28 protein-coding genes are annotated in these 26,581 nt (G+C 32.3%); 16 read left to right on the top strand and 12 right to left on the bottom strand.

Features of this window, described 5'->3' with window-relative positions:
• Positions 1-89: 89 nt before the first annotated feature.
• The 4 genes from IR010_RS19085 to IR010_RS19070 all read right to left on the bottom strand — a co-directional run bounded on the left by IR010_RS19085 (position 90) and on the right by IR010_RS19070 (position 4,122).
• The gene (locus IR010_RS19085) at positions 90-998 is read right to left on the bottom strand and encodes a helix-turn-helix domain-containing protein (RefSeq protein ID WP_194605974.1); all 909 of its coding nucleotides are present in this window, start codon (positions 996-998) and stop codon (positions 90-92) included.
• Between the two features lie 63 nt (positions 999-1,061).
• Positions 1,062-2,591, bottom strand: a complete 1,530-nt coding sequence (locus IR010_RS19080; RefSeq protein ID WP_194605972.1) for a SulP family inorganic anion transporter — start codon at positions 2,589-2,591, stop codon at positions 1,062-1,064.
• Between the two features lie 301 nt (positions 2,592-2,892).
• Positions 2,893-3,105: a hypothetical protein gene (locus IR010_RS19075; RefSeq protein WP_029273322.1), complete on the bottom strand. Its 213-nt coding sequence runs from the start codon at positions 3,103-3,105 to the stop codon at positions 2,893-2,895.
• Between the two features lie 27 nt (positions 3,106-3,132).
• Positions 3,133-4,122: a DUF6268 family outer membrane beta-barrel protein gene (locus tag IR010_RS19070; protein WP_194605970.1), complete on the bottom strand. Its 990-nt coding sequence runs from the start codon at positions 4,120-4,122 to the stop codon at positions 3,133-3,135.
• Positions 4,123-4,208: 86 nt separating this feature from the next.
• Here IR010_RS19070 and IR010_RS19065 point away from each other — a divergent pair, with 86 nt between their 5' ends.
• From IR010_RS19065 to IR010_RS19040, 6 genes are all read left to right on the top strand, one after another.
• Positions 4,209-5,294: a sensor histidine kinase gene (locus IR010_RS19065; protein WP_228515201.1), complete on the top strand. Its 1,086-nt coding sequence runs from the start codon at positions 4,209-4,211 to the stop codon at positions 5,292-5,294.
• Positions 5,267-5,980, top strand: a complete 714-nt coding sequence (locus IR010_RS19060) for a LytR/AlgR family response regulator transcription factor (RefSeq protein ID WP_194605968.1) — start codon at positions 5,267-5,269, stop codon at positions 5,978-5,980. Before IR010_RS19065 ends, IR010_RS19060 begins: the two co-directional genes overlap by 28 nt.
• A gap of 218 nt (positions 5,981-6,198) precedes the next feature.
• Positions 6,199-7,257 carry a DUF4917 family protein gene (locus IR010_RS19055; RefSeq protein ID WP_194605966.1) on the top strand — a complete coding sequence of 353 codons (1,059 nt, stop codon included), beginning with the start codon at positions 6,199-6,201 and terminating at the stop codon, positions 7,255-7,257.
• A gap of 50 nt (positions 7,258-7,307) precedes the next feature.
• Positions 7,308-7,664, top strand: a complete 357-nt coding sequence (locus IR010_RS19050; RefSeq protein WP_194605964.1) for a hypothetical protein — start codon at positions 7,308-7,310, stop codon at positions 7,662-7,664.
• A 19-nt stretch (positions 7,665-7,683) separates the two neighbouring features.
• Positions 7,684-7,905 carry a hypothetical protein gene (locus IR010_RS19045; RefSeq protein ID WP_194605962.1) on the top strand — a complete coding sequence of 74 codons (222 nt, stop codon included), beginning with the start codon at positions 7,684-7,686 and terminating at the stop codon, positions 7,903-7,905.
• Between the two features lie 393 nt (positions 7,906-8,298).
• The gene (locus IR010_RS19040) at positions 8,299-8,766 is read left to right on the top strand and encodes a hypothetical protein (RefSeq protein WP_029273315.1); all 468 of its coding nucleotides are present in this window, start codon (positions 8,299-8,301) and stop codon (positions 8,764-8,766) included.
• A 1-nt stretch (position 8,767) separates the two neighbouring features.
• Here IR010_RS19040 and IR010_RS19035 read toward each other — a convergent pair whose 3' ends face one another.
• Positions 8,768-9,376, bottom strand: a complete 609-nt coding sequence (locus IR010_RS19035; protein ID WP_194605960.1) for a YkgJ family cysteine cluster protein — start codon at positions 9,374-9,376, stop codon at positions 8,768-8,770.
• A 253-nt stretch (positions 9,377-9,629) separates the two neighbouring features.
• Between IR010_RS19035 and IR010_RS19030 the strand changes: the two genes are divergently transcribed.
• The 4 genes from IR010_RS19030 to IR010_RS19015 all read left to right on the top strand — a co-directional run bounded on the left by IR010_RS19030 (position 9,630) and on the right by IR010_RS19015 (position 13,209).
• Complete coding sequence (locus IR010_RS19030; protein WP_194570474.1) at positions 9,630-10,859, top strand: TMEM143 family protein; 1,230 nt, start codon at positions 9,630-9,632, stop codon at positions 10,857-10,859.
• Between the two features lie 143 nt (positions 10,860-11,002).
• Entirely contained in the window at positions 11,003-11,704 is a 702-nt protein-coding gene (locus IR010_RS19025) for a hypothetical protein (protein ID WP_194605958.1), read from the top strand.
• 114 nt (positions 11,705-11,818) lie between these two features.
• Positions 11,819-12,283 (top strand): DUF962 domain-containing protein, encoded by a 465-nt coding sequence (locus IR010_RS19020; protein ID WP_029273311.1) that lies wholly within the window; start codon positions 11,819-11,821, stop codon positions 12,281-12,283.
• 179 nt (positions 12,284-12,462) lie between these two features.
• Positions 12,463-13,209 (top strand): hypothetical protein, encoded by a 747-nt coding sequence (locus IR010_RS19015; RefSeq protein WP_157495108.1) that lies wholly within the window; start codon positions 12,463-12,465, stop codon positions 13,207-13,209.
• A gap of 43 nt (positions 13,210-13,252) precedes the next feature.
• On the opposite strand, the gene IR010_RS19010 is transcribed toward IR010_RS19015, so the two are convergent.
• From IR010_RS19010 to IR010_RS18980, 7 genes are all read right to left on the bottom strand, one after another.
• On the bottom strand, positions 13,253-13,702 hold the full coding sequence (locus tag IR010_RS19010; protein WP_194570477.1) for a hypothetical protein: 450 nt from the start codon (positions 13,700-13,702) through the stop codon (positions 13,253-13,255).
• Positions 13,703-13,730: 28 nt separating this feature from the next.
• A complete protein-coding gene (locus IR010_RS19005) occupies positions 13,731-14,528 on the bottom strand; it encodes a zinc-dependent peptidase (protein WP_194605956.1) in 798 nt (265 codons plus the stop codon).
• 85 nt (positions 14,529-14,613) lie between these two features.
• A complete protein-coding gene (locus tag IR010_RS19000) occupies positions 14,614-15,519 on the bottom strand; it encodes a thiopeptide-type bacteriocin biosynthesis protein (protein ID WP_194605954.1) in 906 nt (301 codons plus the stop codon).
• Positions 15,476-17,665 carry a lantibiotic dehydratase family protein gene (locus IR010_RS18995; protein ID WP_194605952.1) on the bottom strand — a complete coding sequence of 730 codons (2,190 nt, stop codon included), beginning with the start codon at positions 17,663-17,665 and terminating at the stop codon, positions 15,476-15,478. Before IR010_RS18995 ends, IR010_RS19000 begins: the two co-directional genes overlap by 44 nt.
• Positions 17,666-17,670: 5 nt before the next feature.
• On the bottom strand, positions 17,671-19,380 hold the full coding sequence (locus tag IR010_RS18990; protein WP_194605950.1) for a S8 family serine peptidase: 1,710 nt from the start codon (positions 19,378-19,380) through the stop codon (positions 17,671-17,673).
• A 12-nt stretch (positions 19,381-19,392) separates the two neighbouring features.
• Positions 19,393-19,572, bottom strand: a complete 180-nt coding sequence (locus tag IR010_RS18985; protein ID WP_194570482.1) for a hypothetical protein — start codon at positions 19,570-19,572, stop codon at positions 19,393-19,395.
• A gap of 134 nt (positions 19,573-19,706) precedes the next feature.
• Complete coding sequence (locus IR010_RS18980; RefSeq protein WP_194605948.1) at positions 19,707-21,401, bottom strand: helix-turn-helix domain-containing protein; 1,695 nt, start codon at positions 21,399-21,401, stop codon at positions 19,707-19,709.
• Between the two features lie 634 nt (positions 21,402-22,035).
• Between IR010_RS18980 and IR010_RS18975 the strand changes: the two genes are divergently transcribed.
• The 6 genes from IR010_RS18975 (at position 22,036) to IR010_RS18950 (ending at position 26,580) form a co-directional block, all read left to right on the top strand.
• A complete protein-coding gene (locus tag IR010_RS18975; RefSeq protein WP_194605946.1) occupies positions 22,036-22,578 on the top strand; it encodes an STM3941 family protein in 543 nt (180 codons plus the stop codon).
• A 144-nt stretch (positions 22,579-22,722) separates the two neighbouring features.
• On the top strand, positions 22,723-23,283 hold the full coding sequence (locus IR010_RS18970; protein WP_194605944.1) for a hypothetical protein: 561 nt from the start codon (positions 22,723-22,725) through the stop codon (positions 23,281-23,283).
• Between the two features lie 404 nt (positions 23,284-23,687).
• Complete coding sequence (locus IR010_RS18965) at positions 23,688-24,317, top strand: hypothetical protein (RefSeq protein WP_194605943.1); 630 nt, start codon at positions 23,688-23,690, stop codon at positions 24,315-24,317.
• A 208-nt stretch (positions 24,318-24,525) separates the two neighbouring features.
• Positions 24,526-25,383 (top strand): DUF2971 domain-containing protein, encoded by an 858-nt coding sequence (locus tag IR010_RS18960; protein ID WP_194605941.1) that lies wholly within the window; start codon positions 24,526-24,528, stop codon positions 25,381-25,383.
• Positions 25,384-25,534: 151 nt separating this feature from the next.
• Positions 25,535-26,158: a hypothetical protein gene (locus IR010_RS18955; RefSeq protein WP_194605939.1), complete on the top strand. Its 624-nt coding sequence runs from the start codon at positions 25,535-25,537 to the stop codon at positions 26,156-26,158.
• A 167-nt stretch (positions 26,159-26,325) separates the two neighbouring features.
• Positions 26,326-26,580, top strand: a complete 255-nt coding sequence (locus IR010_RS18950) for a hypothetical protein (protein ID WP_194605937.1) — start codon at positions 26,326-26,328, stop codon at positions 26,578-26,580.
• Position 26,581: the final 1 nt, after the last annotated feature.

Genomic DNA, 26,581 nt, shown 5'->3' with positions numbered 1-26,581 from the left:
ATTTTAAATTTTTATGTTTAATTACAGGACAAAGGTAGAGGCGAAGTGCTTCTTAAAAATTAAAGCAATCAAGCAAGAAGCTGCAAAAATCAAACAATTTCGGCCACACGGTAGTTTTTAGGCGAAACGTGAGCGTTTTTCTTAAAGAAATTGATAAAATGGGACAATTCTTCAAAGCCTAAACACCATGCAATTTCATTAATATTCCAATTGGTCTGTTTTAGAAGAATCATCGCTTCCTGAACAATTCTTTCCGAAATAATCTGCGAAGTGGTTTTTCCTGTGGTTTCTTTTAATGCTTTATTCAAATGATTTACATGTACATTTAACTGGTTTGCAAATTCTGAAGGCGAGCGAAAATTAATTTGCTGCGAAATCGACTCAATTGGAAACTGACGTTCTAATAATTCTAAAAATAAAGACGAAATTCGAATTGTAGCATTCGATTTACTGTATAATGAAGTAGTTACAGTTTGTGTTTTGAGGGCGAGATGAATAATTTCGAAAACAAGATTTCGAAGTACATCATATTTAAAAGCGTAATCTGAATTGATTTCATCAAACATTTTTAAATAAACTGTTTTTAAAGATTCGGCTAGTTCCGCTGAAATCGGAACAATCGGATTTCCGCCGGGCTGAAACAAAGGATATTCTTTTAAATTTCCAAACTGACTAAAAAAAGCATCGGTAAAAATGCAGAAAAATCCAGTTTGATTCTCATCTAACTGTTCCCAATTATACGGAATTTGTGGATTTGCAAAAAACAATGCCTGATCCTCAAAAGCAACGACTTTATCTGCATAGTGCACTTTATTTTTACCAATGATCAAACTTATTTTATAAAAGTCCTTTCGAGTATAAGGAAATGGCTTGCAGATACTTCCAACAAAATCATCCAATTTAAAAACATTAAAATGTCCGATTTCTTTTCTAAGATTCTCGGGCATTCCGTTTACTTTTATCGTGTAAAAATCTTCGAGGGTTTCTGTGAGTTTCATTTAGCAAAGTTACGAAAATCAAACTAATTAGAGAATGTGTCAATTTGATAATTAACTCATTATTTAAGAAACCACTTTATAAGTAGGATCTTCGATCACATTGACATTAATAACGGCTTCAGCATTTTTAAGTAACTGTCTGCAGTCTTCGCTTAAATGCTGTAATGCTACTATTTTATTTTCCTTCTTGTATTTGTTGGTCAGATTATTCAAAGCTTCAATCGCAGACATATCAGAAACTTTACTTTCTTTAAAATCTATTATAATATGATTAGGATCGTTTTGAACGTCAAACTTTTCCATAAAATTAGCAACTGAACCAAAAAATAAAGGTCCGTAAATCTCATAATGCTTCACTCCTGCTTCATCAATAAAGTTTCTGGCTCGGATTCTTTTAGCACTTTCCCAGGCAAAAACCAGAGCCGAGATTATTACCCCAATCAAAACCGCTAAAGCCAGATTATGCAGAACAATCGTAATCAGTGCGACTAAAATTCCAACAAAAATATCGTGTTTTGGCATTTTATTGATGATCCTGAAACTTGCCCATTCAAAAGTAGTAATGGCAACCATCATCATCACACCAACTAAAGCTGCCATTGGCAGTTTTCCAATTACAGGCGCGCCAAAAAGTATAATTAATAAAATAGTCAAAGATGCAATTATTCCCGAAAGACGTGCGCGCGAACCAGCTCCAAGATTTACTAAAGTTTGTGCAATCATAGGACAGCCACCCATTCCGTAGAAAAAACCATTTAAAATATTCGAGCTTCCCTGCGCGATACATTCTCTGTTGGTATTTCCTCTGGTTCCGGTTATTTCGTCAACTAAATTCAGCGTCAGCAAACCTTCTGTCAAACCTACAGCTGCGACAATTACCGAATACGGAAATATAATTTTAAAAGTATCAAAAGAAATTGGAATATTCGGAATATGAAACGGAGGAAATCCGCCTTGAACGGAAGCAATATCTTCGACCGTTTTGGTTTCGATATTAAAGATAATAACAAGCGCAAAAACTACCATTATAGCCACTAAAGAAGCCGGAACCGTTTTTGTAATCTTCGGAAAAATTAAAACAATCGCCACTGTCAGCGCAACCAAACCCAGCATAATATGTAAAGGAGTTCCCTGAAGCCAAGAAACTTGACCGTTTACAATAGTTTTAAACTGCTCTAACTGCGACATAAAAATGACAACGGCAAGACCATTTACAAAACCAAACATAACGGGCTGTGGCACTAGCCGAATAAATTTTCCGAGTTTAAAAAGTCCGATACAGATTTGCACAACACCTCCGAGTGCGACGGCAGCAAAAACATATTCGATTCCGTGCGACTTCATCAGTGCGATTAAAACAATAACCGTTGCTCCCGCTCCGCCAGAAATCATTCCGGGTCTTCCTCCAAAAATTGCTGTAACCAAACCTGCAATAAAAGCAGCATATAAACCTACCAAAGGCGGAAATCCAGCCAAAATAGCAAACGACAACGATTCAGGAATCATCGTCATAGCGACCGTTAAACCGGCGAGAATTTCATTTTTATAATTAACTTTTTGAGTAAAGTCGAAGAGTTGGAAAGCTTTTTTCATAAGAGCACAAATGTAGAAAATAATGCCCAAAAAGAGAACTGCTCTTTCCGTATTGAAAAAGTTCTAACAAAATAGTACAGCAGTTTTCTAGCTCAACTGTTCTAAAAGAAAAACGAAAACCGAAAGGATGAAACTTGTCATTTTATTAATTTTAATTTTTGAAGAAATTATCATACAAAACTAGATATAAATTAAAATATAAAGCTGCGTATTTATACCTATTTTAAAGAGATAGAAATAAAAAAATAATTTCTTGATTCTACCTCTTCTTCATATTCTATACTCTAAAATCTAAAATCATTTATTCCAGCCGAGTACAGGTATATCCCAGACAATGTACATAATCAATAATATCATCATATTGAGGTTCAACACCTTCTACACGCAGTATTTTATCGCAGTCTTCCAGATCAAAATTAATTTTATAATCGGGAAACTGCATTTGAATAACAGCTATTACATAATTTTTATCTGATTCTTTCTGAACGTTTGTTTTAAAAACCTCAACAACCATAGTTATTTATTTTTTTAAGTTCCTGAATTATTTTCGCTGAAAAAGATTATATGATATTCCTACTCTAAAATAACCTTGTGCATCTTCTTTATGATCGTAAACGTAGCGGCTGGTACGCTCTCCTTTTTCGGTAATGCGTGTACTTAACACATTATTGACACCACCTTTTACAAATGCAATTATTTTTGGCGTAAAGCAATATTCGTAGGTAATACCGGATTTTAATTCCAGTTGATTTAGCTCATAAACGCCATTTAAGTTTGAGGTATTTAAATTTAAGTAAAAACTTTCAGAATTCAATTCGGTTCCCAAGGAAATTCTTCCGTTTTCTAATAATTCTCTCCTAAACAAAAGGCGCTGTGGCATAATAAAATCCATGTCCCATTTTGAATCCTTAAATTTATGATTCAAAGTAAAAAGCGGCGTGACCGGAATAATCGACGAAGGATCGAGCATAGCTAAAGCACCAATCGTAATGGTTGTGCTGGGCGTTCGTTTCAGCACTATAACGGCAGATACAAATCCTTTTAAGCGCTGCAAATTATCTTCGTTTCCGTCAACAGTTGCTGTGGCGTTGTAAATAACCGGTTTTTTAAAAAGTGACGACACATACGTTGCGCTTACAGCTCCCGCCCAATAATGAATATCTTCTGTGTTTCTGGTATATGTCTGCGTTGTATTGTAATTGTAAATAGATCCAAAACTATAACTCTCGTATTTATAACGAAGTGAAGCTGTTAACACAAATCGTTTTGATTTTGAGGCATAAAACGGCAAATTAAAAGCGGCTTTAAAGCGGTTGTGGCTTTCAATTCGGCCTTTTTCAAAATTATTTCCAAAGAGATCAGAATCGTAATTTGTTGGTCCCAGTTGTTCGTACTGCACATCCAGCGTTCGCGTTGTAGGGAATTTGTCTACAATTGCTTTGCCCAAGGTTTTCATTGGCACTTCTTTTTCCTGAGCCATTGTTTTTAAAGACGCGCAAACAACTAAAACACAAATGATTTTTGCTCTCATAAACTGGTTTAAAAATTAAAAATTGTTTTGGAAACTTGAGGCAAATGTAACGGCGAAGTCCTTATTATAATAACCTTTTTATACAAATGGCGTATCATTTATACGAATGGCGTTTGTATAATTTATACTTCATAAATGTTTATAAACTATACTATTATAGTATTTTTGCCGTTATGAAGATTCTTAAAATTTATCAGAACTTTTTACTGAGAAACCTCATCGTACATACATTCATAATTGTCATAATTTTGGCTTGTGTGTACGACGAAATACGATTAGACGGCCACGACTGGCCTTATCTGCTTCATAAAATTGCGGTTGGTTATTTGCCTTGTATTATCTGGATTACAATCTTCAATCTTTTTATAATCAAACCTTTTCTGTTCAAAAAAAAGCTTAAGTTATTTTTTGTGCTCTTTGCTCTTTATTGGACTTCTTTTTACTTTTTCATGAATTGGTTCTTCCCGCATGTTGGTTTAGGAAATTTAAAAACCTTGCAGATATTATCGCTGATTATCAACGGAATGTTTTTCTATTTTATTCATATTGTCATCACTAAAAAGATTACCGATACGGATAAGGATATCATGAATTTCAAGTCAGAACTTTCTTTTTTGAAACAGCAGCTGAATCCGCATTTTTTATTGAATGCGATGAATAATTTATATGGAGAAGCTTTGGCGGAACCGGATAAAGTGCCAGACCGAATCCTGAATCTTTCAGACATGCTGCGCTACCAGATTGAAGCAACCAAAAAAGATTATGTTTTGGTTGAAGAAGAAATTGCTTTCGTAAAAAAATACATTGAATATTACAGTTTTAGAAATGAACGATTAGAGGTTACCCAAAACTTTGAAGGTGCTTTTGATGAAATCGAAATTCCGCCTTTGTTCTTTTTGCCTTTAGTAGAAAATGCAGTTAAATTTTCTGCCGAAACTGCCGAACCATTTATTGTATTGGACTTAAAAGTAAAATGCCGAAATTTGACCTTTACTTTAAAAAACAATTATTTGGATTCAGGATCAAGGCTTTCGAGTACGGGAATTGGAATCGAAAACCTAAAAAGACGTTTAGAGGTTTACGGTTTAAAACATGATTTGAGCTGTAAAAAAGAAAAAAACAGCTTTGTTGTAAAATTAAGCATATGGCACTTACCTACCGCTGTCTTATAATCGACGATGAGTCGCCGGCGCACAAAGCGCTTGCTTCGCACATCTCAAAATTTGACGAACTGGAACATTCCGGGAGCGCGTTTAATGGTATGGAAGCCATAAAAATGCTGAACGCCAACCAATATGATATTATTTTTCTAGACATTAATATGCCCGTAATTTCGGGTGTTGAATTAATGGAATTACAGCCCAACCGACCGCTTACGATTGTTACCACGGCTTATTCTGATTTTGCACTTTCGGCGTACCAAAACGATGCGATTGATTATTTGCTGAAACCCATTTCGCCCGAAAAATTTGCCAAAGCAATCGAAAAAGCCAAAACCTATTTTTCTGGAAACAGCCTGAAAAAAGAAAATAATACCAATGCAAAAGTGCTTTCGTACCGCACAAACGGACAAATGACCGATATGCCGCTTCATGATATTATTTATATCGAAAGCCTGGGTAATTACATGAAATTGTACAGCAAAAAACTAAAATCGCCTGCCATTATTTACGGCTCGCTCGCCAGCATAAGCGACGAAATCGACTGCACCGATTTTGTGCAAGTACACCGCTCCTACATTGTAAACACCCGCGAAATTACAGCAACAACTTTTAAATCGCTTTCGATGTCAAACGGAGAAACGATTCCGGTTGGAAGGAAATATCAGATTTTGTTGGATAATTTGATCATTAGGTAATTTGTCAATTAGATAATTAGATAATTTTAGAAGCTCAACTTTTTTGGTTGGGCTTTTTGTTTTTGGAGGTTTTGTAAAAACGGGTATTTGTACTTGGTGGTTTGGGGTTTAATTAGTGTATACTTGTTTGGAAATAAATATTTTAGTGTATTATGGATTTCCGTAAATATCGGATTTTGCGAATATTTATATTTGATTTCTTTATAAAACATTATTATATGAAAATTAATGAATTACAATCTTTTGATGAAGTTGTTAAATCTCTAAAAGAAAAAAAACGCACCAAACATCTTCTGTTTGGAAATGGATTTAGTATGGCTTATGATCCAAAAATATTTTCTTATAATGCATTAAGTACTTTCATTGATGACTCCAAAAACGATCTTCTAATCAAACTCTTTTCTATTATTAATACTAAGAACTTTGAATTGATAATGCAACAATTGGATAACTTTGCAGAAATAGCTAAAGTTTTTAGTACTGATGATCAGCTTGTCAAAAAAATTGAAGAAGCCAGTACTACACTAAAAAACAGTTTAATTGAAGCAGTAAAAGCACTTCATCCTGAACATGTATTTGTAGTTCCCCAAGAAAAAAGTGAATGCTGTTATAATTACCTGAATGACTTCCTTGCAAATGAAGGAAAAGTTTTTTCTACAAATTATGACTTACTACCGTATTGGGTTTTAATGAGAAATGCTTCAAAAATTGCTATCGATGGATTCGGTAGAGATCTGGAAAATCAGGAAGAAACAATACAAGGGGGAAATCCACAATTTTCTGAGTTAAGATGGGGAAAATATAAAGAAAAACAAAATGTTTTTTACTTACATGGTGCATTACCAATATTTGATACAGGTATTGATATTGTAAAAGAAGAATATGATACTCAAAATTATTTACTTCAAAAAATTCACGAGCGTATGGCAAACAAAGAGTATCCAATCTTTGTAACAGCAGGTAGTGCAAAAGAGAAGCTTAATCATATTATGCACAATAAGTATTTGTCATTCTGCTATGAAGAACTATGTAAAATCGAGGGATCATTGATAACATTTGGATTTAATTTCGGTGAATATGACACTCATATAATTGATGCAATTAATAAAGCCTCCAATTTTGGACAAAAATCGGGAAGCAAATTATTTAGTGTATATATAGGAATTTATTCTCAAGGAAATCTCGACTACATCAAAGAAATTGAACATACTTTTAGGTGTAAAGTAAATTTATATAATGCAGCTACTGTTCCAATTTGGGAAATAATTAAAAAATAAACTTCCAAATTTAGAAACTGATGAATTTATCAAATATTTAATTAAAAGAAATGAAAAAGATATTATTAGCCCTCGTATTAATGTTCAGCCTGTCATCTTTTGGACAAACTATAAATGAAATTCCAATTAAAGACTTAGATGTACAATATTTACAGATTGTTGGAACTTCAAAAATGTTGTCTTCAAAACTTACAATTGCAATAGATATTGGACAAAGAACAAAGCTATTTTCAAGTAATACGGATACAACACTTTTAAAAGATGAAAATGGAGAAGGTTTAATATTTAATTCTATGATAGATGCATTAAATTTTATGTCTGCAAATGGATATGATTTTGTTACGGCAAATATTTTAACTGTAGGCGGTCAAAATGTTTATCATTATCTAATGAGAAAAAAGATTTAAAATTTAATTAATATCAATTATGTATTCAACAACCGAAAAAGAAAAAGAATTTTTGAATCAAACAAAATCATTGACATCTACATCTGTAAAAGAATTTAGTGATAGAGAATTGTTAGAAAAACAAACTATCTATTTAATGAACATTGAGAAAAGTAACGAAAGAATAAAAGCAAATTTGCAATTTTGGTTTTATTGCGGAATTATTTGCGGTGTTATTAGTTTTCTATTTTTAATTAATTAAACTTCCACTATTATAATAATTTACAAATAACAAAAACACGTATAAATACGCGGCGCCACATCCCAAATAAGTACTATACTTGCTATTAATAAGAACATATAATCATGGTTTTTCTGTAGGTAGAAATCTTGAATGGTATTATTAATTTTTTGGGGCATAAAAAGAGATTTATAATCGGTAACGATTTAAATCTCTTTTTTATTTTTAGGCTATTTTGCTGGTCTCACTCCATAAAATAGCATCATAAAGCACTGCAAATACTTGTGTGCAATGTTTTATGCTAAATCTTTAGCAAGCGTAAATCTTTTCTTCCAAAAAAAAATTGGCACCAAACTAATTTTTCTTACATAAATAATTATATTAGCATGCCACAAATCGTTAAAATATTACAAAATGAGCTTTTTTAAATTTCTATTCAGAAAATCAGAAGTAGAATGCCCCAGATGTCTCGGAAAAACATTTGTTGACTGGGACGACATAAGACGCTTAAACAAACTCCTAAAATGGACTCCAGCCCCCTGCGCCTACTGTTACGGCACTGGAAAAGTCCCGAAAGAAATGCTTTCTCAGGTTCCCGTAGACTACACTTACCTCACGATAGATTTGCCAGAATCTGAAATGGAAAGAATCAAAGAAGGCAACGAAGAAACGCTCGAAAAAGGAAGAATGCGCGAACTTTTCTTCGACAATCTTATAAAATTTGCCGAACAGCATTACCTAAACAGCAGAATGGATGCAGAGTGTATCGCCGATTTATATTTAAGCACAGAAAATGAATCCGCGCAATTTTCAGTCGAAAGAAAAAACCTGATTCAATATTTTGAGAGAGTAATTAAATTAAAAAAATCAGAACTGAATTAATTTAAGCAATATTTTCTAATCCGCCCGGAAATGGTCTGTAAGCATAATAATGCAGGACTTCTTCAATCGCTATTTTTAATGCTTGATTTATTGGGAGCAAAGTCCTTCCCATTCTAAGATCAATTTGAGCCAATTGCATATAATAATCGGTAAAAATTGGCACGTGTATTCCGTTATTCATCACTTCTTCGGCTGTTGTAAAATTTTCCTGCTGTTCTTCTTTTATAATTTTGCAGGTCGCCAATCGCAGTTTCCCGAATTTGTCTGTGGTTGCACCATAACCAAACAAACGGCAGATTAAGCCACGATACTTGTAATTACTGCAATTCCCTTTATGATGTTCTAAAACCGAAAGCGGACGGTACAAAAAGCAATTTTTAGTCGAAACTTTTGTTAATTCTTCTAAAGTTTCTTCGGCTTTTCCATTCAAAAACAAATGAAACGCCCAAGGCAAAAATTCTAAAGGCGATGCATCGATATTGGGTGTCGAACAGCATTTGCCACAACCCACATTGCAAAACAAATGTGTATTAGATTTGAAAACATTAATTTCAATTTCAAGGCGGTCAAATAACGCTTCAACTTCCCGAACCTTGTCTTCTATCGCCATTTGTTTTTTTGTAAGGTAGGCTAATAGAAATGGCTCAAGCTGCTTTATGGTTTTTATTGTGAAGAGTTTAGGTTTAAATTTCAGGTTTCAAGTTTCAAGTTTCAAGTTTCAGGTTTCAAGTTTCAAGTTTCAGGTTTCAGGTTTCAGGTTATAAAAACCTTTGTTCCTATGAACCTCTCAACCTTTGAACCTTTAAAGAAAAATCCTTTGTATATTTGAGCCTCAATAGCACAAATCCTCAGAACCTACAAATATGACACGAGAACATTATATTCCCTTCAACAAGGAATTCTTACTCGAACAACAAATTAACGCTTTCGCCGAAGACCAGCAAAAAGTCGATGATTTTAAAAAATTGTTTGATATTATCGAACATTATTTTCATTATGAAGCTTTTAACCTGAACCGAAATCTAAAACAGCATTATGCTTTGTTCGATCCGGATTTGAGTACAAAAGAGCGAAAAGGATTTATTGACAAAAGTGATTTTACGGTTTTTAAAGAAACGCTGCTGACGGTTTTAGAACAGGGAAATTATACTCGTATTGATCAGGAAACTTTAAATATTGCTTTTAAAGAATCAGATTTGATTGGGCTAAATCTTTCGATCGATTTTAACGCTTTTAAAGATTATGAAATGTATGTTCGCGGACACCATACATCGACAGAAAAAGTAACTAAATATTTCTTTTGGAAGAAAAAAGTACAGATAGAATATTACGATCGCGTTATGATTTATCTGCATTACAACGACACTCATTTTCTAAAAGAAAAGAAAGTTAAATTAGGAAAAATGCCCATTGAACCCGGATCTGTAGTTTTAAAAATCTTTAAACGTGTTCCTAAAAATGATCTCGAAACGATTTTTCCAAATGCAATTCCGAGAATGTCTACTACAGACAAACTGCTTTTGTGGGTTCCTGGAATTTTTGGTGGAGTTTCATTATTGAGTACAAAAGTAATTCCGGCTTTGATCAGCATGTACGACGCATACCAATCTGGCGAAACCATTGATTTATTAAACAGTAAAACTTCGCTGAATCAGGGTTTAATTGCACTCGGAATTTTGTCGCTGTATTTGTTTCGTCAGTACAACAATTTCGTAAACAAGAAAATCAAATATTCTAAAATACTTTCGGACAGTCTTTATTTTAAGAATCTCGGAAACAACAGCGGTGCTTTTTATTCTTTGCTAAATTCTTCTGAAGAAGAAGTACTGAAGGAAACTATTTTAGCCTATACTTTTTTATACAAAAGCGAAAAACCTTTAACCGCCGTTGAGCTCGACGATCAAATTGAATCTTGGTTTTCAACTAAACTAAATACCGATCTTGATTTTGATGTAAAAGATGCTTTGCAGAAACTAAAAAATATTGGCCTCGGAATAGAAACCAATGGAAAATGGGAAGTTATTCCGCTAAATCAGGCGCTTATTACCATTGATGAATTGTGGGATAGCGTTTTTGCATACAACCAAAAGTAACATTTTGATTTACAAGTCTTAAAGCTTTTATAATATTTAGAATTTCTTCAAATTCTATACGTATTTTTGTACAAAACAGTTTGAATTTTCAAATTCATTAAATTAGAGTACAAACAAGTAAGATAACTTTAAAAGACCCCAAAATGAAACTTACAACTTTTTTAAGCGAACAAGGTTACGACATAATTGACGGACCTATCAGAAACCATAAACCACTGCAGTTATGGCTAAAAAAACCATTTGACGACGCACAGCTTTATTACGCGCATATCGAACACGCGTTTAAAAGCAATGTTGTTTTAACCGAAATTGAAAATCCGGCATTAAGCGTAAACTCTAATAAAACAGATGAGTACGGATTTAATATCGGGATCACACTTTTAGAGGAAATCCTGAAAACTCTCGGTCTCGGAACATTTGAATTGTCAACGAAAATTAAAACAGGAAAAAAGGTAACGATCAGTTATGACAATTCGATTACCAAAGAATATGCAATAGGCAATCTGGAAGATTTTATGTATGGCGCTGATTTTCTGCATCCAAATCCGTCGCTTCTCAAAAATGCAAACCGAAATTATATTCTGCTTATCACCGGAACTGTATTTGCAAAAAATCTGATTGTCGACATTGAGACTGATTTTACTTTAGACAGCAATTTAGTAGCCAGTCTAAACGAAGTGGCGAGCGGTAAACTTGATTTTACAATAAGCAATCAGAACAAACTGAATATGGTTTCGAGTGCCGAAATTCATTTTCCGATAGCCGTAAAGGCAAGCCGAATCGATTACGACAAAAGCCGATTTAAAAAATTGATATTAGTTACGGATACTAATAATATTTTTTAATGTTTTATAAAAAAATGCGCAAAAGAATTAAAAAGACTTTGCGCATTTTTTTATTGCTTAATCAAACTAAAAGAAATTTCATTAGATTTACTTCACTAACTTAAAACCAAAAAAATGAGAACATTAGACCAATGGTTTGCAGAATATGCTGTAAGTCATCAAAACCCAACAAACAAAGCAATACATTATATTTGTGTGCCTGCAATTTACTTTTCTATTGTGGGATTATTAATGAGTATTCCGAGTGGTATTATTGCCAATACTTTAAAACTGAATGCGCCAATTATTGAAAACTGGGCTGTTTTTGTTTTAATTTTTGTACTTATTTTCTACATCAGATTATCGATTTCTATGGCAATTAAAATTGCTGTTTTATCTGCACTTTGCCTGGTTGCAAATTATTACATCGGACAAGTTGTGCCTTTGTGGATTTTTTCGATTGGTGTGTTTGTAATCGCCTGGATCGGACAATTTTACGGACATAATATTGAAGGCAAAAAACCTTCTTTCTTAAAAGATCTTCAGTTTTTAATGATTGGTCCGGCTTGGGTTGTAGAGAATTTATTTTCTAGGAAATAATAGCCTGCAGATTTGTACTTAATTTTCTTAGTCTCTCTTAATCTTTTCATTGTAACGAATAAGTGAACAAGCCAAATCGTTATTCCTAGAAATGACAAAAACAAACCTCTTAATTTTTACAATTCAAATACTTACAGAATATTCTCGTAACTTTATCTTTCAACAATCAAAAATAGGTTATGAAAATAAACAACACGGAGATTAAAATTGAAAGTGATGACATTTTTACCTACAGACGAATTAGGCGTGCGATTGGGTATTTAGGCATCAGTCTGCCGATACTTTTGGTTGGACTTTCCTTCATTTCTTTTTTCCACACCCAGATTCAGCCTTCTATAAGTCATTACTATTATACTAATTTAAGGGAGATTTTCACAGGAACTTTATGCGCCGTGGGACTGTTTCTAATTTGCTATAAAGGACATAAAAACAAATCAATCTGGAAAAACGATAATTTACTGACCAATATTGCCGGAATTATGGCAATTTGCGTGGCACTGATTCCAACAAATCCTGAAGATTTTTTACAAAAAATATACACTATTATTCCGTTAACAGAAAAATGGCTTGGCTGGCTTCATTATGGTTTTGCGGCCATTTTATTTTTGATTTTGGCTTTGTTGGCGATTAATGTTTTTACCATTGGTCAGGAAAACGAAACCAGAGCGCCTAAAAGCATTTTAAACGAAAACAATATTTATCGCGCTTGCGGTTATTCGATTTTAGTTTCTGTCATTCTTGTTCCGGTTGCAGATCAATTAAAACTGTTTTCCTACTCAACTTTAGTTTTTGAGGCAATTGCTCTTTTTGCTTTCGGAATTGCCTGGCTGATAAAAGGACGTGCTTTAGGCGATCAAGGAAAAATTGGTCAAAAACTCTATCAGGAAAATAATCCGGTTGATACTGAAAAAGTATTTGAAGAATAAAAGACGACTGAGAGTAAAACGTATTCGGTTTCTTGAAAATGATTTATTTTTTGGATGATGCTACAGGTTCAAAAACAAAATCTGGGTTACTGTAATCGATAGGAACTTCCGGAACGTAGCACGGAAGATTGAAAATAGTGCCTATTACGCCGGTGCCTAAAAAAAGCTTATTTTGTTTTCGAAGCAAAGCGATAGGCACACGCTTCATTCCGCCACCGTAACTATGATAATGAAAATCGCCGCGGAGCAAACTATCATTCAAAACACTGCCTCGAACGTCTCCAGAATCTTTGCCTGTTTTATAATATCGAATTTCATACTGGCCATGAAAACGCTCTTTATTGATCCAGATCGATAAAATTGCGGTGTCTTTGTTGTGGATGGCCTGATAAATCTGGCGGTCAGTATTCTTATCTTTAGAATTGCACGCAGATAAAAGCATAATGACAGATACAATAAAAAGAAATGTCGTTTTGAAGCCTTTTGTTATCATATTTCTAAACTTATTTTAGCATTGCAAATTAAATCATATTTTGATAATTTATCATGGTTCTTACGCGATCGAATAATTCTGGATATTCTTTTTTAAACACTTCTGGAGTTTCGAAAAAGTTTTCTAAAATCACGGCTAAAAATTCAAACTTATTGGTGTATGCGTATTCTCTAAAATATTCTTTTTGCTGCAATTGTGTTTTCAGCTTTTCATCGTCAAAATATTTTTCGATTTCGGTAAATTCATCAAAGAAAATAATCGCATTTGGGTCAGAACTTTTTCTGGAATTAAAATGAAGTACATGCGTAAATTCGTGTAATCCTAGATTGATGTTGTCTTTTGTCTGATGACCGCTTATAAAATCTTCCCAAGAAAAAACGATCGCTTTCAGTCTCGGATTGTATTCGCCTTTGTGATAATCCTTATTGATAACGGAGTAATAAGAACTCGGATAAATAATAATGTTTTCAAATGATTCGAGAAGGTAGTTTCGCATTCCGAAAGTCAGCATGACATAGGTTCCGGCAATAATCAGTTTCATTTCCTGGGTAACTTCAATATCTTTTCCGGAGAAATTATAACGCCTAATAAAACTGTTTACGCGATGCTCGAAATAGCCTTGCTTTTTTTCTGAAAGGGTTTCATAAAACTGAAATTCTCTTCGTAGAATAGTTTGTTCTAATGGCTCTAAACGCTGTAAAATAGGATACCAAAACAAATACAATGGTTTATTAAACATCCATAAATAAGCGGGTTCGATTATTCTGAAAACAATAATCAGAACAACTGCAACCAATAAAGCTCCAAGAAAAAGAGGTAAAAACATAGATTAATTTCGTTTTAGAAATAGAGCATAAAATGGTCTCTACATGGCTAAAATAGAAATTAAAAAAGGTTTTAGCTAAAATAAATTAGTCTTGTTGGGTATAACTTAACGTTTTATAATACCTGTACAGATGATCGTAAATGACGAGTTCGTAGATGCGTTGCTTAGATGTATACTGGCGGTTGATCATCATGTGAACATGGCTTGCCAGAAAATCATTTAATGGAATTTCTATTTTAGTTCTAATTTCTAAAGCTGTTTTCCTGATTTTATCTGCTTTTTGATTGACAACCTCGTACATTTCTGAAAAATCATTTTGAATCGAACCTTCTAAAAACTGCTTTATTTGAGGAGCTAAAGATCTGTATTTTAGATCCAGCTGCTTTTTCTGAACTTTATCTACTTCAAACTCTTTTTTGTAAGCAACTTGCAATTCACTCATCAGCGAAAGCTTTTCTAAACTAGAAAGCTTAAAGGAATTTAAAAAAGAATCAACAGCCAGAAAGCTAAAAAAAAGTGGCATTTCTTTTTCTGAAAAAGAGTCTTTAATGCTTAAATATTGTAAAATCATTTTGCTGTCTTTCCAGAAAAGAAATTCAGATGCATACATTGTTTCTTTTCCGTATCGTTCTATTTCGCGCTGGTAGGTGTCGGTTTGTATTTTCCAAACCAGATTTTCAGTCATCAATTCTTTAAAAACCGACTGAAATGAATTTATAATTATGGCTAGATTATCAGTATCGTCTACCAAAAACCGAAGTCGGATATGCTCCTTAGGGTCATGATATCGTATAAAAAACCATTTCTGGATTTTTTTCTTTTGTTCTAAATGAGCAATAATAGGTTCTAGTTTTTCTAATAAAATAGTATCGGCTGTTTTTACACCGGTATAAATTTTATAATACAGCCATTGGCTTCCTAAACTAAAATCTCTTTGCATGATGCTTTTATTCTTTGTAAAATGATAATATGAACTGATTGCAAAAGTCATTGTCTTCTTGATTTTGTACAACTGATTTTTTTGTAAATAGAAATTCTTCCAGCGTAATTTTTTCTCTGTTCTGAACTGATTTTAAAAACAATTCTACTCCAATTTTAGTTTCAAAATCAAATAAAAGCGTATTGTCACCATTTACCCAGTTTACATATTGCGGTATATTTCGATTCGATTTCCAAATTGAAAATGCTTCACTAAGCTGTTTGTCATTCATTTTAAAAAAATCTTTTATTTCTTCTCTTTTTACGATCCATTTGGCTTTTGATAAAATGATATCGCGGTACAATACTCTCGGAAAAAAATCATAATGACTTTTTAAAACTCCCCAGTCAAAAGAATAAATAGGTTTTATATGCTGCGATTGCAAGTCGCATAAAAAATGATAAATAGGCAATGAACCTTTTGAAAAATTATGTGCGTTTGAAAGGCACGGAATTACCACTTTATTATGCTTTTTTGAATGCAAGATTACGGTATCATTTTCAACAGCAATCGATAAATCATTCAAATCTATATTGTAGTTTTCGTCCGCCCCAGATTTTGCCAAATAACTGATTTCGTGTTTTCGTAAAACCGGACGGCGCAATATGTTTCCCGTTCTTGATTCTGGAATATGAGCGATTTCAGCCATTATTTTATCAGAATAATATTCCTCTTCCTTCTGGATAATTTCTCTGGTCAAATTATGAATGTCTTGATTGCCGGTGCAAAATCTTCCTAATAATTTGGCTGCACTTACATCTCCCGAAGATTCTAGTACAATTTCATCTTCTCCAAAAACTTCAATCATTACCGAAAATGTTGCCGGAACATCTTTTAAATCAGCATTAAAATGGGTAAAATCTTTTTCAGATAATGAAATTACCTTCTCTTGTTTTAGCATACAGTCGACAAGTTTTTTCTGCAAAACAAAATCGTACGAGGTCCAAGTCTGGTTTTGAGTTTTTGTCTTTTTAGATTTAAGTGAAAGAAACTCAAGAATGTCATGACTGTCGTTCATCTCCTGATTTTGAAGATATCCAATCCCGATTTCCGTATCTAAAACAGTAGTCAACGGCATCGTTCTGGATTCGTATCTTTCAATAAAAGCTTTCTTGAAATTTTCTTGATTTTTAAACGTGTTTTTAGGCTGTATTCCGTTTAAGAAATAAAGCGCCTGAATTACTTTTTTAGAAACATTTGCGCTCAATGTATTTACAGAAGCGGATGTATTTAAATCCGTTTGAAAAAGGTATTTTTCATCAAATGGAATTCCAATTTTTCTGATTTCATTTTTGATTTCCTCGTATTTTTCTTCAGAAGGAATAAGGGTCTCATCTAAACCAGAAAGCTGCTTTTGAACATTTTCTAAAAACTGACATTCTTTTTCTAAGCCTGGAATTTTATGCAGAACAGTCAAAACTCTTTTCCAATCCTGATCTCCAGTAATAGAAGCATCTAATTCGCTTACTAAAAATTGAAAATCGATAAGTTTTAGAATAAATTGATAAGCCTCTATTTTTTCATTTTCGTTATCTGCAAGGAGCAAAACCATTTGGTTTATTGTCAAGCCGGATTTGGCTTTTAGAAGCAATTTCGCCAATACATCAGATTTTCGCAAGGCAGTAATGCTATGTTCTCTTTTGGTTTCCACATACTTGTACTCGACATAGCGGTAGAAATCTCCAATTTTATAAATACTGTTATTAGGATAGTATTTTAAATGCGATTTTGCCTCTTTTTTATTGGCAATTTCCTGTAGTAAAGCCACCCAAAATTGCATATCAAATTGTGTGACGCGTTTATATTTGTCAGAACCCTCTAGAGTAATTTTTGTTTCCGCAGCTGTTCCCCCCAAAGAACAGCCAGCAAACAGTCCGAAAGGCGTACATCTAGAGGATGTTCTGGCAATATATTTTAAGAGCGTAATTTCTAGCTTCTTTTCTTTTTCATCTGATAAATCAGAATCGTTTTTAACCCATTTATCCAATTCTTTCTTCAAATCTGGAGAAGCCAAGTTAATGGCTTCTCTGATTAAAGAATTTTGATAAAGCTCCTTTGCTTTTTCAGCTGAATAATTTTCGATTAAATTCAGGTAAAAAGACATGGGCAACAACGGTGTTCTGACTACATATTCCGTAAAAGGCAAGATCTTAGACATCGCTGTCATTTTTTATTTTTACTTACTTTTTCAGCCAATATCATGGCATTGTATACATTTAAAACCTTACCCGATTTAGATAATTCTGAAAATGCAATCTTTTTATCTTTCGTTTCCGGAACAATCACTTCTAGATTATAAGCAGTTCCAGAATCTATTATTATTTTTTTTACTTCGCTCGCCGTCAAATTCGGATAATAAGACCAAATCAGCGCGGCGGTTCCTGAAACTACTGCTGCAGACATAGATGTTCCTGAATCGGCTTCGTAACCATTGCCTGCAGTGGTTGTATATACCTCTGCGCCCGGCGCAAATAAATCTACATTCTCTTTGCCATAATCTGAAAAGTCTGAAACAAAATATTCATTTAACTTATAAGTTGTCGACCCTACATTTATAAAATTATGACAAACTTCTGGCGTTCCATCAAAAGCTACATCACTTGGATATTCTTGATTTAGATCTACATCTAAAGAAAAATTTCCAGCACTGTGTACCACCAAAACATTGTGTTCTTCAGCATATTTAAGAGCGTCAAACATCCAATCTTTATGCAGTGAAAATTCTTTGCCCAATGACATATTTATCACTCTAGCACCATTATCTACCGCATACCGAATTGCCATCACGATATCTTTATCATTCTCCTCTCCAGACTGTGAAACGTTTAAGGGCATAATTTTTACATTTTGCAAAATTCCTTTTACACCAATGGTATTTTCACGATCTGCGCCTATAATTCCAGCCATTTTTGTACAATGATCTTGAACCGGCAGTTCACCTATTTTATAACTGCCTATATTATTATTGCCGTAACCCTTTTCCAGCATATTCGGATTATCGCCAATCTGCAATCTTTCATTATAATCAGCGTTTAAGCTTCTTAATACTATAGAATCCAGTTCCATTCGCTTATTCACAATATCCTCCAGAGTTATCTCATTAACCTCTAGATTTACCATCCTATAATCGATCAAAGCACCTAAATCAAGATCATTGCTATTTCGCCGCTGCTTATAGGTTTTGTCATTAATTTTATACTTTTTATACAAGCTGTCTAACTGTGCAAACGTATAATCTTCTTTAGGAAAAAAATGCTTTAAAGTATCTTTTACCAAAGGAAATACCTCAATACTATGAACTGCAGATCTGCGCCAATTTTTATAATATTTTTCCTTTTCCTCTAATCTTTTTGAGGCTCGCAGGTATTCTTTATAATTCGCCAGCTCTTTGATGCCAATTTCGCTTTCGGTTTTGCCCTTAAAAACTGGCCCCCATTCTTTTACTATTCTAACATATTCATAATGATTCCAGACCGCATAATCTCCTTTTTTAGTTCCGATAAAACTCCAGCCGTTAACATCATCTACATAACCATTTTGATCGTCGTCAATGTCATTATTTGGAATTTCTTTAGAATTGATCCAGAGTTTTCCCTTTAAATCTTCATGTTTTGTATCAATTGGTGTATCTATTATAGCAACAACAATTGTATTTTTTGCTTTCTTCTTATTTTGCTTGTACCATTTATCTAATGAAATTCCAGGAATTCCATCTGCAATATTGTCTTTTAAATACCAATTTTTTAATTCTAAAGGAGTAAGCTCTGTTTTAAGAGCAACTCCCTTAGAAGTAATAGTATTTAAATCTTTCTTAGCCTTACAGCCTACTAATAAAACCGCTGCTAAAAAAAACAAAAACCGTAATTTAATCATACGTTTTTTATACTATTCATTATCACCACCGCATTTTCTTGACGAACCTGCGGTATCTTTATTTGTATCTTCAGGAGTTTCTAAACCTTCTTCTGGAACTTCTGGTTGTAAAGTTTGGTTTTTCAGTTTCGCTACTTCCTTTTTGTCAATGTCAAATTTTTTGTTTTCTTTTTTAAGCTTTTCTGTTTTCATGTTTTTTGATTTAGGTGTTACAAATATAAAATGTTGAATGTATTGAAGGCCAAAATAAGTGCATAACTATGGCTTATGTTTATCGGAATTCAGGAATTTCGGCATTGAATTATTTTTAATTAATTGATTTTCAATTAGTTAATTTTAAACGAATCTTCTAACTGTTTAATAAAATAAGCAGGTTTTATACCGAGTTTTTTATAAAAAGCAGCCGAAAAAGACTCTGCACTATTAAAACCAAACTCTAAAGCTAGTGCTTGAATAGTATATTTTCTTAGTTTCGATTCTGCTTTTAAATTTTCGACAGCATTATCAATTCGCAAATCGTTTATGTATTGTATGAAAGTTTTGCATCTATAGGCATTTACAATTTTAGATAAATATTTGCTGTTGGTTTCAAATAGATTTGATAAGGATTGTATAGTAAGATCTGATTTTAAAAAGCCTTTTTCTCTTTCAAAACCATCTAATTTCCCTAAAATCTCCTGAATCAATTCTTCAGCAATACCAATATCTTCACTTTTTAAAATAGCTGGTTTAATTGTTTTTGCTTTTTCGAAATTATGTTCTTCATTATTTCTAATGGCAGACCGCTGCATTATTCTTTCAAATCGGGTACGGTATTTTTTTTTAAGTTCAAATTGATAAAACCCAAATGTAGAAACAGTAAGTATTATTAATATCAAGGCTCCAATTCCCAAATAAGATTTTGCATTGTCTTTTTTTAATGATGTAATCAGGCTTTCTTTTTCAGAAATCAGACGAGGAATATCATACTCAGTATGCACTATTTTGTTTAGGTTTCTATATTTTTTTTGCAGAATACTATCGATAACCATATATTTTGAAATATATTTCAGCTGATTTTCTTTATCTCCAATATTTTTGTAATGACTGATCAAATATGGGTAACCATCAATAAATTCTGTCGTGATCTCTTTTGTTTCAGCATAAATAGAATCTACCTTCAAGAAGTTTTTAACTGCGTTTTCCTTTTGCCCTAAACCGTCGTACGCTTTTCCCAAATAAAAATAAGATGCTAAAGTATTGCCTAAATCCTTATTTTCTATCATTTTAGGCAGCGCTTTATGAACACTGTCTAATGCTGCTTTATAATTTTTTTTTAAAACTTGATTTGCGCCTTCATTTAATATAAAAAGATAATGCATGTAGCCATCCTTTGTAATTTTTGATTCCTGAAAACCTAATTTATTATAATATGTTGTAGAATCTGTATTCTGTAGTGATTTATAACAGTCTGCAATTCCAAAAATTGTAATCTGAAAATCATTTGCATACTGCTTTCTATAATTTTTTGTTATATAATAATTATAACATTCCTTATAGATAGCTAATGCTTCTTTATACTCGCCCAAATCCTCAGATTTAGTAGTTCCTATATAATCTCTAACTACATAATAATAATCTATATTCGTTTGAAGTGCTATTTTTTCTGCGAGTTTGTAATTATTCATCGCTTCTTCCAACTTCAATTGTCTTTTAAGAAAATCAGCTTTTTCACAATAAGCTGCCGCTGGAAAAAACTTATCGCCAGTATTTTCAGAGTATTTGATAACGCTATCTAAATATTGAATGGCTTTATCTTTATCAGAAGCATAATATAATAATGCGATTTGGTAATTAGCCTTAGCTTTTCGAATACGGCTGTTTTCCTGAATTGCCTTTGCCATGTAGGCATTCGTGTATAAAATCTGCTTTTTAGGATTATTTTCATTGTCAAAATACAAATCATGCAGCTCGTTATACGTAAGTTTAGTCAGGTCTTTGGTTTTATTTTGACCTAACACACTTAATGACAAAAAAAGCAAAAAGTATATTTTTAACAATTTGGAAGAAATCATACATAGTGGTTTCTCACAAAAATATAGTTTATCAATAAAATTCTGTCATTAAAGAAGAGAAAATTATAGATATAAGAGAAAAATGGACTGTATGTTGATTGTTTTTATACGAAAAAACTGAGATAAAATCTTTATTATAATCTAGTTTGAAGCAGTTATTTGAATGAAATGAGATATGAAAAAGTTACTTAGAAGAATGGAATATTGGAACTATATTAGTTTTTGTTTTAATAAAAAAAGCCTGAGAATTTATGTTCTCAGGCTTTTTATTTTTTTAGTGACCTTGGCGGTACAGAATTCGAACCATTTAATGGAAGATTTGAAAATTTTAAATGATGTTTAATCTTTTGATTCAACGTTAATATTACTATTGATTAATCGTGTTTGTGCTGATTCAATAAAGCAGTAAGTCCAATGAATTTTATACCCATGTCAGCACGAGAAGCATTCAACGAATTAAAAGTTCTTTTGATTATTTATAAGTTTATTATTATATATTTGATAATAAATAAACCCTGACCCTTGTCAGAGTATAGACAAGTTAGCGGTCAGCTTACAACGAAACTAGACCAAAAAAAGAACTGAAAATAATAGTGTTAAAATGAATAAAATTGAAATTCCATTAAGCAAGACTAAAATATTTTTTTTATTACTTGGGGCATTGGTTTTTGTGATGTTAGGAACGCTTTTTGTAATTAATCCTGAAAAATTTATTTCACCGATAATGCGAAGCACAGAATTTATAAGAATTTCAGGTATCGCAAGTATTTTATTGTTTGGTCTAGCAGGTATTTATGGAATTATAAAATTGTTTGACAATAGAATTGGCTTAACAGTCGACGAAAATGGAATTACTGATAATACAAACGCATCAAGTGTTGGTTTAATAAATTGGATAGACATTACAGAAATTAAAACTGAACAAATAATGTCGACAAAATTTTTATTGATTTTTACGAATAATACAGAGAAATATCTTGATAGAGTTGGATCAATTCGCCGTAAACTAATGCTTGCAAATGAAAAAATGTACGGAACTCCTTTGTCTATAACTTCCAATACTTTAAAATATGATTTTGACGATTTAGAAAGACTATTAAAGAATTGTCTAAATGAACAACTTGAGAAAAAACCGAACCGCTAACAGCTACTACAACGAATTTGAGCAATAGTATTTATGGAAAAATAATTTTGCATTTTGAATGATTTGGCAAATCCGAAGAGTGGCTCTAATTTATGCCAAATCCGCTGTAGTTCCAGAACTTTATATGCCATTTTAAAACAGACTATGAAAAATAGAACTAATAGAATATTATTTCTTTTCCTTTTGATTTCACTTTCTTGTATCAGGAAAAAAGAAGAGAAAAATCCAATTAAGTATTTCGAGTACAGTTATAATGATACTTTTGGTTCAAGCTTTACGCTAGTTTATCAGCCGAAAGACAGTCTATATTTGAGACAGCATTGGTCGGCAAGCGAAGTATTTGATAGTTTAAAAATACCGAAAGGCAAAACAAACTATTCTGCCAAAATTAACGCAAGTGATGAACAAAGCTTAATAAAACTTATTTCAGAATTGAAACTTAGAAAACTCAAAGATGAATATTTTGAAGATTATAGTGACGGCATTACTTATGCCGTATTTATAGATAAAGATTCAATAAAAAAGTCAATTTCTGTTCATAGCCACAATGCTCCTAAAGAACTTGATAGTTTAGCAAGGTGGATTTATAAATTCAAACAGAAATTAAAACTCACTAAAACAGAAAAAGAACTGAAATTGAAAAGTGCAAAATATGTACTTCCACCTCCACCGCCACCACTTATTGAGAAAAAAAACGGCATGTAATAGCTACAACGGATTTAGGAATTTTTTTTTTGAATAATTTGCCAAATCCGAAGAATCGACAAAATTTAGTACCTCACACCCTACAGTCCTAGCCATTTTATGAAAGCACTGCAAAAAATAACATTTTTAATTTTTTTACTTCTTATTTCTTGTAAGAACGATAAACCAGATTTATCTTTTGACAAGGAGCACGAAAAAATACATCAAGAAGACGAAAAAATTTCGGAAGCATTTACAAATTTCGAGAATTTTTTAAATAAACTATATGCTGAATCTGAAAAAATCCAGACAAAGTTCTCGCGAAAATAGACAGTTTATTACTCGTAAATAAAAACGAAAAAGATAAATATATATCACAAATTAAACCTAATATTGACCGCAGTTTACATAGCTTTAAAGCAGAGTTGTTTTATAATATTGGCAAATACAAAGAATCACTCAGCGAACTAAATATTAAAGGTGATAAAACTGGAGATGCGGCTATCGCTTATGCTGCAAACTATGTTAAGTTAAAAGACTTTAAAACTGCTAAATCATTTATCGACAGTATTGGTAATTGGAATGGTAACTATTATGCCCTAGGAAATTATTATGAAAGCATAGGAGACAAAACCTCCGCTCTTAAAACGTATAAATATAATCTTGAAGAAGACAAATCTAGAAAGCATTTCATTTATTATGTTTGGACTCAAAAAAGAGTTGAAGCGCTTGAAAAGAATAAACCTCTACTCAATGAAGTTTTTTTTCCTACTGGAAATCCAAGTTTTGAAATTTGTCAGATTTGTAATGCCGACAATGAAAAACGAGAAAAGATTACGCAATTACTCATAAAGATGCCTGAAAATCTACATTGGACTTCAACTACTGTTTTAGAATCTCCATACGATACTGGAAAAAGTTTTTATTGGATTAGAGTAGAAGTTGGAAATAAAGAATTAAATTATTATGTAGACCAAAAAACATTTGAAATAAAACACTTCAATCCAATAACTAAAACTGTAGTGACATTAGAGAACTGGCGAAAGAGAAAATAAAAAAGCTTATAACAGCTACAACGGATTTGAGCAATAGGATTAATTGAAAAATAGTTTTGTTTTTAAAAAAGATTTGGCAAATCCGAAGAATGCGCTTAATTTAGCCCCAAACTGCTTGTAGTGCGAGAACGTTAATCATAATTTTACGAAATGACGTAGAAAATAACATATTAAAATGAGCAAAAAAAGCAACCAAATTGAAGAAGAATTGAATGAATTTTTAGAAGGTAAATTACCTAATAAACTATTTCATTATACAAATCTAAACGGATTAATCGGAATATTGGATAATTCAGAAATTTGGTTGAGTAATATGTACTTTTTGAATGACAAAAATGAATTCGAGCTCGGACTTAGGTTTGTAATTGAGCAATTAGAAATATATAAAGGTGGATTTTCAGTTTTAAAGCCGACAAAATACTTTATAGAAGCTTTAGAAAAAGCAATAGATTTTATTAAAGAAAAAGATTCTCCATATATACTTTCAATGACAACAAATAATGATTTATTAAGCCAGTGGAGAGGTTATACAGATAATGGTGTTGGAGTTAATATCGGATTTTCTAATAATTTTTTTGAAGAAAATAAACTAAAAGTCTATAAATGCATTTATGAAGTTGAAAAACAAAGGGAAATAGTTAATCATATATTAACACAATCAATTTTTATGTTTATTGGAATTGCTGACTCTCAAGGAATATTTAAAACATCAGAAGAAATTGAACTTAGTGAATATGATAAAGCCGTAAGTATTGCGGGACAATATTTTATTGATAGAACAATATTTTTCTGTAGTTTAATAAAAGATAAAAGTTTTATTGAAGAAGATGAATGGAGATTACTTTTATTTGATGAAAAAAGCGAAATTAATTTTTTAAACAAAGGAAATTATTTTAGACCTTATAAAAAAATTAAAATTGATAATCTCAATGATTGTATTAATGAAGTAACGATGGGGCCAAACTCTGAAAAAGAATTATGTAGTTTATCTCTTAAAATGTTGTGTAATAAGTACAATGTAGAAATTGAAAAATTAAACCAAAGTGAAATACCTTATAGAAATTGAAAATTGTGCCAACACAGCTACAAGCAATTTGGGCAATAGGCTTAAAAGAAAGTTCGTCTTGTATTTGGAATGATTGGGCAAATCCGAAGAATGGCTCTAATTTATGCCAAATCCGCTGTAGTTCCAGAACGTTAAAAGCAAACTACCACCGATGAAACCATTAATTGAAACAGAAATTATTCACTTTTTAAAACATAATGTAGAACCGGTCCCAGATAGCAACTTTGGCTTAGGTTTTAGAGCTTCTGTTACATTAACTGATGGAACTTTTTTACCGTGTGTGATTTTTAGAAATTCCGAAAAAACTTTAGACTTAGCAATCAGAAGATTTAAAGAAGAACAATCTAATAAAAGTATCTTCTCTAATAAATCAAAAGAATTTGGATATAGAGAAATCGTAAAAAATTTTGTAACAAAAGGAAACTGCATAAATATATATGATATAACAAATGTTACCAAAAGTAGATTTGAAATGCCATTAGAAGTTTACAAAAAAGTTGAAGGCGAGACGGCAATGAGTTGGACAGTTTTTGTAGCTGAATTTGAAGATGGCAGAAAGTTAAGTTTCGGAACAAGATGGAATTGGCAGTTTTTTGATTTGCCTGAAGGCTTTAATTTTAGTGAAATAAAGAATATTATCAGCGGATGTTATTTGTCAAAAGAAAATGAGATTGTTCCTCACAAATCTCTTTTGAATTTTCAACAAAACATGGAAAAACTTCAAACAATTAACCGCGAAAAACCATTTTTTGAATGTTACATCGATAACTTATAATACGTACTGCTTGTAACACACGCTAAAAGCAATTTGGGAATTTGGCTTAATTTAAATATGGTGTTGGATTTGGAAGATTTGGCAAATCCGAAGAATGGGCTTAATTTAATCCCAAGCCCGCTGTAGAATCAGAACGTTAGTGGTTATTTATCCACATTATCCACACTATGAGCAGAACAACATTCATAAAGGAATCAATGAAATATCATGATTGGAGATTGAAGAATAATCTTCCAGTTGACGTAAGTATTTTTAATGTCGACAAATACATTAGAGATAAATGGATTTCAGAAAATAGGCATGACGAATTGATAGCTTACATTAAAAGCGAATGGGATAATGGAGATTTTAATGACTACACCGATTTTATAGAAGAGTATGAACAATTTCTTCTAAAGAAAAACTTTCAATTCCATTTATAAA

The organism is Flavobacterium sp. MR2016-29, from assembly GCF_015350695.1.
Taxonomy (GTDB): Bacteria; Bacteroidota; Bacteroidia; order Flavobacteriales; family Flavobacteriaceae; genus Flavobacterium.
The sequence above is the reverse complement of the archived record's forward strand: the minus strand, read 5'-3'. Positions and strand labels throughout refer to the sequence as shown.